This window comes from Streptomyces sp. NPDC058632 (assembly GCF_042717095.1).
Taxonomy (GTDB): domain Bacteria; phylum Actinomycetota; class Actinomycetes; order Streptomycetales; family Streptomycetaceae; genus Streptomyces.
Window position 1 is genome coordinate 1 of record NZ_JBHXQZ010000175.1, and the last position, 5713, is coordinate 5713.

Genomic DNA, 5713 nt, shown 5'->3' on the forward strand with positions numbered 1-5713 from the left:
CCAGCGCCCGATCGCCGCGGCCGCGCTGGAGGAGAAGTCCACCCGGGCCGCCTGGAGGACGATCCCCTCCTGGTCCCTGGTCACCACCGAGGACCGCAACATCCCCGTGGCCGCCCAGCGCTTCATGGCGGCTCGGGCACACGCCCGCACCACCGAGGTCGACGCCTCCCACGCGGTGTCCGTCTCACGCCCCGACGCCGTCGCCCGTGTCGTGGAGAAGGCGGCCCGCACGGTCCGCTGATCGGCAATTCCGTTCCGTCATCTCCCCTCACCACAGCCGTAACCGTCACCCGGCACTGTCACCACCAGATGCGTTCACAGCGAAAGGCAGCAACCACCATGCCGTTCATCACCGTCGGCCAGGAGAACTCCGCCTCCATCGACCTCTACTACGAGGACCACGGCACCGGGCAGCCGGTCGTGCTGATCCACGGCTACCCGCTCGACGGCCACTCCTGGGAGAAGCAGGCCGCCGCCCTGCTGACGGCCGGCCACCGCGTCATCACCTACGACCGCCGCGGCTTCGGCCGCTCCAGCCAGCCCACCACCGGCTACGACTACGACACCTTCGCCGCCGACCTGAACACCGTCCTGGAGACCCTCGACCTCAACGACGCCGTCCTCGTCGGCTTCTCCATGGGCACCGGCGAAGTCGGCCGCTACCTGGGCACCCACGGCTCCGCCCGCATCGCCAAGGCCGCCTTCCTCGCCTCCCTGGAACCGTTCCTGCTCAAGACCGACGACAACCCCGAAGGCGTCGACGGCACCGTCTTCGAGGGCATCGAGCAGGCCGTCACCGCCGACCGCTACGCCTACTTCAGCGCGTTCTTCAACGACTTCTACAACCTGGACGAGAACCTCGGCACCCGGATCAGCGAGGAGGCCGTCCGCAACAGCTGGAACGTCGCCGCCGGCGCCTCCTGGCACGCCTCGGTGGCCTGCGTGGCCACCTGGACCACCGACTTCCGCGCCGACCTCCCCAAGATCGACGTACCCACGCTGATCCTGCACGGCACCGCCGACCGCATCCTGCCCATCGAGGCCACCGGGGAGCCGTTCCGCCGGGCCCTCCCGCAGGCCGAGTACGTCGTCATCGACGGCGCCCCGCACGGCCTGCTGTGGACCCACGCCCAGGAGGTCACCGACGCCCTCCTCGCCTTCCTGGCCAAGTGACCAGTCGCCGTCGACCGACCGCTGCCGGCAACCGCAACGACTGCAAGGCGTGAGAATTGTCCGGCGCCACGGTGGTCGCGGACAGCGGCTGCCGGGGCACCGGCCTGGTCCTCCCGCGCCGCCGACAATCCGGCCGGGCCGAACTCCCGGCGTGGAAAGAGGAACGCGACACTTCGCACCGCAAGGGCCGCGCCCGCGTCGAACACGCCTTCACCCGGATGAATACCTGCAAGATCTTCCGCGCCTGCCGTCTTGAAGGCGACGGTGTTCACCACGCCATGCTCGGCATCGCCCGCCTGCACAACCTCACCCTCGCCGGGTGGCGAAGGAACCAGCAGGTCAACGGATACATCGTAGATCATTTACGGGACAACGCCCGGAAAGCGACGTTCTCGATAATCCAGTCGTGCCATTTCCACCAGATTCGGTGGGTGCTGGAGCGGTTCATGGTGTGGTTCTTCGCGCGGGTGCCGGGGTCGACCCCTTGCTTCCCCGACGGCGGGGGGGTCCAGACGACAAACTCCTAGCCCTGCCTTGAGGGATGGAGCCCGCGCGCAGGATCACCGCTCGTCGGAGCCGGGAGCCGGTGGCTGCCGACAGCCCTCTCCGGCGCGATGGGCGCGGGGTCCGCTTCGGCGTCCAGGGCGGCAAGCCGGTCCCGGACCTGCTGGGCGCTGTGAGGCAGCGCCTGCCGTTCGGCGCCGGCGAGCGCACGGACCCAGTGCGCCCGGGCGGCCTCCCGGTCGCCCATGGCCAGGCGGGTGTCGCCCAGTCGCATCAGCGCGCCGACGGCGTTCCTGTGGTCCCCCAGTTCCCCGAACGCCTCCATCGCCCGCCGGTAGGTGGCCACCGACTCCTCATACCGGCCGAGCATACGGAGGGTGTAGCCCAAGATGTCCCAGCCCTGAGCCCGCTGCCATGGGGCGTCCAGGCGCTGGAACAGGACGATGGCCTCCTCGCTGTACACAAGGCTCTTCTCGAGCTGCCCCAGGTTGGCGTACAACCAGGCGAGTTCGATGAGGCATTCGGCCAACCACAGCTCGTCCCCTGTCGCCCGGGACAGTGCGAGTCCTCGCTCGGAGGACGCCACGGCCTCCTGGATCCGGCCGAACAGATACAGCGCACACGCCGTGCCGTAGTGGGCGCGGGCCTGTTCGCCCACTACGTCGAGTTCTTCGAAGAGCGTGGTGGCGCGTTGCAGGTGGTGCAGGGCCTGTTCCTGGTGGCCCAGGTAGCCGTGGATGCTGCCGAGGTGGCGCAGACAGCGGCCTTCCTCCAGGCGGTCGCCCCGGCGTCGGGCCACTTTCAGGGCGGGGGTCAGTGCGGTGATGGCCTCCGGCCAGAACTCCCGGCGGTTCAGGTACTCCTTCAGCGACCAGGCCAGTCCGGTGATGTGATGGTCCAGCTTTTGGCTGACGGCGGTGTGCAGCAAGCCGCTCAGCACCCGGTGCTCGGCGGTGAACCACCGGTTCGCCTGTTCCACGGTGGTGAGATCTTCCGGAGTGACGCCCGGGCTTGGGGAGCCGAGGCCGAGTTCGGGCTCTGAGTCCTGCTTGAGCAGCCGGTTGGCTTCGTGGGCCGTGAACATGTAGTGGTCCAGGACCCGGAGGGTGGCGCGGTGGCGTTCGTCGGCGTCATGGGTGTGGGTGAGTTCGGTGGCGTAGCCGCGCAGCAGGTCGTGGAGGGTGAACCGGCCGGGCAGAGGCTGTTCGATGAGGCAGGAGCGGGTCAGTCCGGCGAGTATTCGGCGGGCTTGAGGGAGAGGGAGTCCGGCGAGACCGGCGGCGGCAGGGGCGCTGATGTGGGGTCCGGGGTGGAGGGCGAGGAGGCGGAAGAGGCGGGCGGCGGGCTCGTCCAGGGACCGGTAGGACCAGGAGAACACCGCCCGGACGTCGGTGGTGGTGTCGAACCCGGTGAACGCGTCCAGGCCGCCGTGGGAGTGTCGCAGGTCGTCGGCGACGGTGTGCAGGGGGAAGGCGGGTTCGAGTTCGGCGCGGGCGGCGACCACGGCCAGTGCCAGGGGCAGCCGTCCGCACAGGCGGATGATGTCGGCCGCAGCGGCGGGTTCGGCGGCCAGGCGTTCCGCCCCCAGTCGCCGTTCGAGCGTCTGGTGGGCCTCGTCCTGCGAGGGCAGCGCAAGGGTAAGGGGTTTGGCTCCGCCGGTCGCGATCAGGCCCGGGAGCTGGTTGCGGCTGGTGACCAGGGTGAGGCAGCCGCTGCCCGCGGGCAGCAGGGGGCGGACCTGCTGCTCGTCGCGGGCGTTGTCCAGGACGAGGAGGACTCGTCGGTCGGCCAGGAGGCTGCGGAACAGTGTGCTGCGGCCGGCGGTGTCCTCGGGGATGCCCTGGGCGGGGACGCCGAGAGCGGTGAGGAAGCCGTGCAGGGCGTCGCCGGGTTCCACGGCGGGCGCGTGCGGATGGAATCCGCACAGATTGACAAAGAGCTGCCCGTCGGGGAAGGAGGACGCGATGTGGTGGGCGTGGTGGACGGCGAAGGTGGTCTTGCCGACACCGGGAGCGCCACCGATGACGACGAGGGGGGCACCGGCCGGTCCCGGCCGTCCGGGCGCACCGCTTACGGCGGACAGCCATGCGCTCTCAGCCGTCCGTCCAGCGAACACCGGCAGATCGCCCGGCAGTTGCATCGGGCGCGCCAAGAGCGACGGTTCACTTCCGCCGCCGTCCCCGATCGGGCAGTCGTTCGCACCGGACGGGTCCACCGAACCGGCGGATGCCCCGGCGGTCGTACCGGACGGCGTCGCATCGGCGGTCGGCTCGGAAGACGTGGCACCGTGGGCTGCGGCGACAGGCCGCGCGCCGAGGGGTGCGGTTTCGTCCTGTTCTTCCAGTGCCTCGGGCCCCGCCGGTCGGATCGGATCACGGCTGCCTGCGGTGCCGGCCGCCGAGCCCGCCGCCTTTGCCGTCCCCGGCAGGGGCAGTGGCGGCAGGTCGTGGCGGAGGATGCCGTCGTGCAGGGCGCGCAGTGGAGGGCTGGGTTCGAGGCCGAGTTCGTCGGCGAGGTGCCGGCGCAGGTCCGTGTAGCGCTGCAGCGCTTCGGGGTGGCGGCCGGCCAGGTACAGGGCGCGCAGCAGCAGGGCCCAGCCGGTCTCCCGCAGCGGATGCCGTGACGTCAGTTCCTGCGCCGCGTCCACGGCTTCGGTGGTCCGCCCGTCCAGGAGCAGAGCGGTGGTGCGGATCTCCCGGACGCTCTGTCGCAGCTCCTCCAGGCGCGCGGCTTCGTGCGCGGCGAACAGGTGGTGCGCGGCGTCGGCCAGGGCGGCGCCGCGCCACATGTTCAGGGCGCGTCCGCTTTCCTCCAAGGCGCGGCCGGGCCGGCCCTGGTCCAGCGACTGGCTTGCCCGGGCGACGGCCCGTCCGAAGCGCACGGTGTCCCGGCTCTCGGGCGGGACGCGCAGGGCATAGCCGGCGGGCTCGGTGACCAGTACCTCGAACGTTCGCCGCCCCCGCAGATGTGAGGGTTCCAGGACCGCGCGGACCTTGCTGACGTGGGCGTGCAGGGAGGCCATCGCCCCGTCCGGTGTCCGTCCCGGCTGCTGGGACCACAGCTCCTCGCACAGCGTCTCGGGAGCGACCGCACAGCCGTCCGAGAGCAACAGCCGGATCAGCAGCAGACGCTGCTTGCGCCGCCCCGGATCCAGCACCGCGCCCGCCCGCCTCACCACCAGCGGACCCAGTAGCCCGAAATCAAGCTCATGCTTCACAGCCGTCACCGTTCTCACCCAGCACCCCGCTCAACGACGTCACCACCCGCACGCACATGACCCATGGACACGTGAGCGACCCGCTCCGGCCGCAGGAGCGCTCGTGCCGTTCCCGCAGCAGCCGGAACAGTATCTGTGCCGCACTCCCCCGCCGTTGCCGGTGCCGCCTGGTGCGGACCCTGTCGAGGCCGGTGAGCAGGGCATGTGCGTCGGGTGACCCGAGACAAGCCCATCCTGGCCGACCGCCGCGGTCGCCACCACGCTGCCCCCTCCTGCCTGTGGCACGTCCTTGGCCGAGCGCTCGCTGACGGGAAGACGGCCGCGTCGCGCATCGGCGTCGAAGCTGCTCCAGCGACTGGGCGTCCGGGCGAGGATCTCGCCGTGTGCCTGCATCGGCCCGGCGTATCCGACCCAGGCGTCCGGCCGGGTCCTCTTCGTCCGTCCGGCCCGGGCGGGCGCCGTCGTGACCGGACTTGCACCCTGCCCTCCCTGACCGGGCTGGGTTGTCGGCTGCATCGTGGGACCCCCGATCCGGGACTCGTGGAGCGCTACTCATTCGGCCACGCCTGGCGGGCTCCTGGGTTTCGCCGTCGCGCGCTGCCGCCCAGGCACCTTTGAGGTGCCCGGCCGCAGCGGCGGGTCAGTGCCTGACGCCGAAGGCGGCGGCGCGGGAAAGGAACACCGCGCCCCCGTCCTCGGCCGTCGCCAGCGCCGAGACGTACCAGGTGCCCTGGTCCAGCTCGGCCGCCTCCTTCTGCGTGACCTTCAGCGTATAGGTGCAGCGGGAGGTGTCGTCCGTGGTGCTGCGGCACGTGGCGC

At 71.1% G+C, this 5713-nt stretch carries 4 protein-coding genes and 1 pseudogene; 3 read left to right on the forward strand and 2 right to left on the reverse strand.

All coding sequences use genetic code 11. From position 1 onward, the window contains the following. From ACFWVE_RS34565 to ACFWVE_RS34575, 3 genes and pseudogenes are all read left to right on the forward strand, one after another. A partial coding sequence (locus tag ACFWVE_RS34565) for an alpha/beta fold hydrolase (RefSeq protein ID WP_384023098.1) occupies positions 1 to 241 on the forward strand: 241 nt, incomplete at its 5' end. A gap of 98 nt (positions 242 to 339) precedes the next feature. Then, positions 340 to 1173, forward strand: coding sequence for an alpha/beta fold hydrolase (locus ACFWVE_RS34570; RefSeq protein WP_384023101.1), 834 nt, complete (start codon positions 340 to 342; stop codon positions 1171 to 1173). 23 nt (positions 1174 to 1196) lie between these two features. Beyond that, a pseudogene (locus ACFWVE_RS34575) lies at positions 1197 to 1493 on the forward strand (transposase); the annotation flags it as partial. Between the two features lie 203 nt (positions 1494 to 1696). Here the strand turns inward: ACFWVE_RS34575 and ACFWVE_RS34580 are convergent. Both ACFWVE_RS34580 and ACFWVE_RS34585 read right to left on the reverse strand, forming a co-directional pair. Continuing rightward, positions 1697 to 4894, reverse strand: a complete 3198-nt coding sequence (locus tag ACFWVE_RS34580; RefSeq protein ID WP_384023104.1) for a BTAD domain-containing putative transcriptional regulator — start codon at positions 4892 to 4894, stop codon at positions 1697 to 1699. A gap of 640 nt (positions 4895 to 5534) precedes the next feature. After that, a partial coding sequence (locus tag ACFWVE_RS34585) for a DUF5707 domain-containing protein (RefSeq protein ID WP_384023108.1) occupies positions 5535 to 5713 on the reverse strand: 179 nt, incomplete at its 5' end.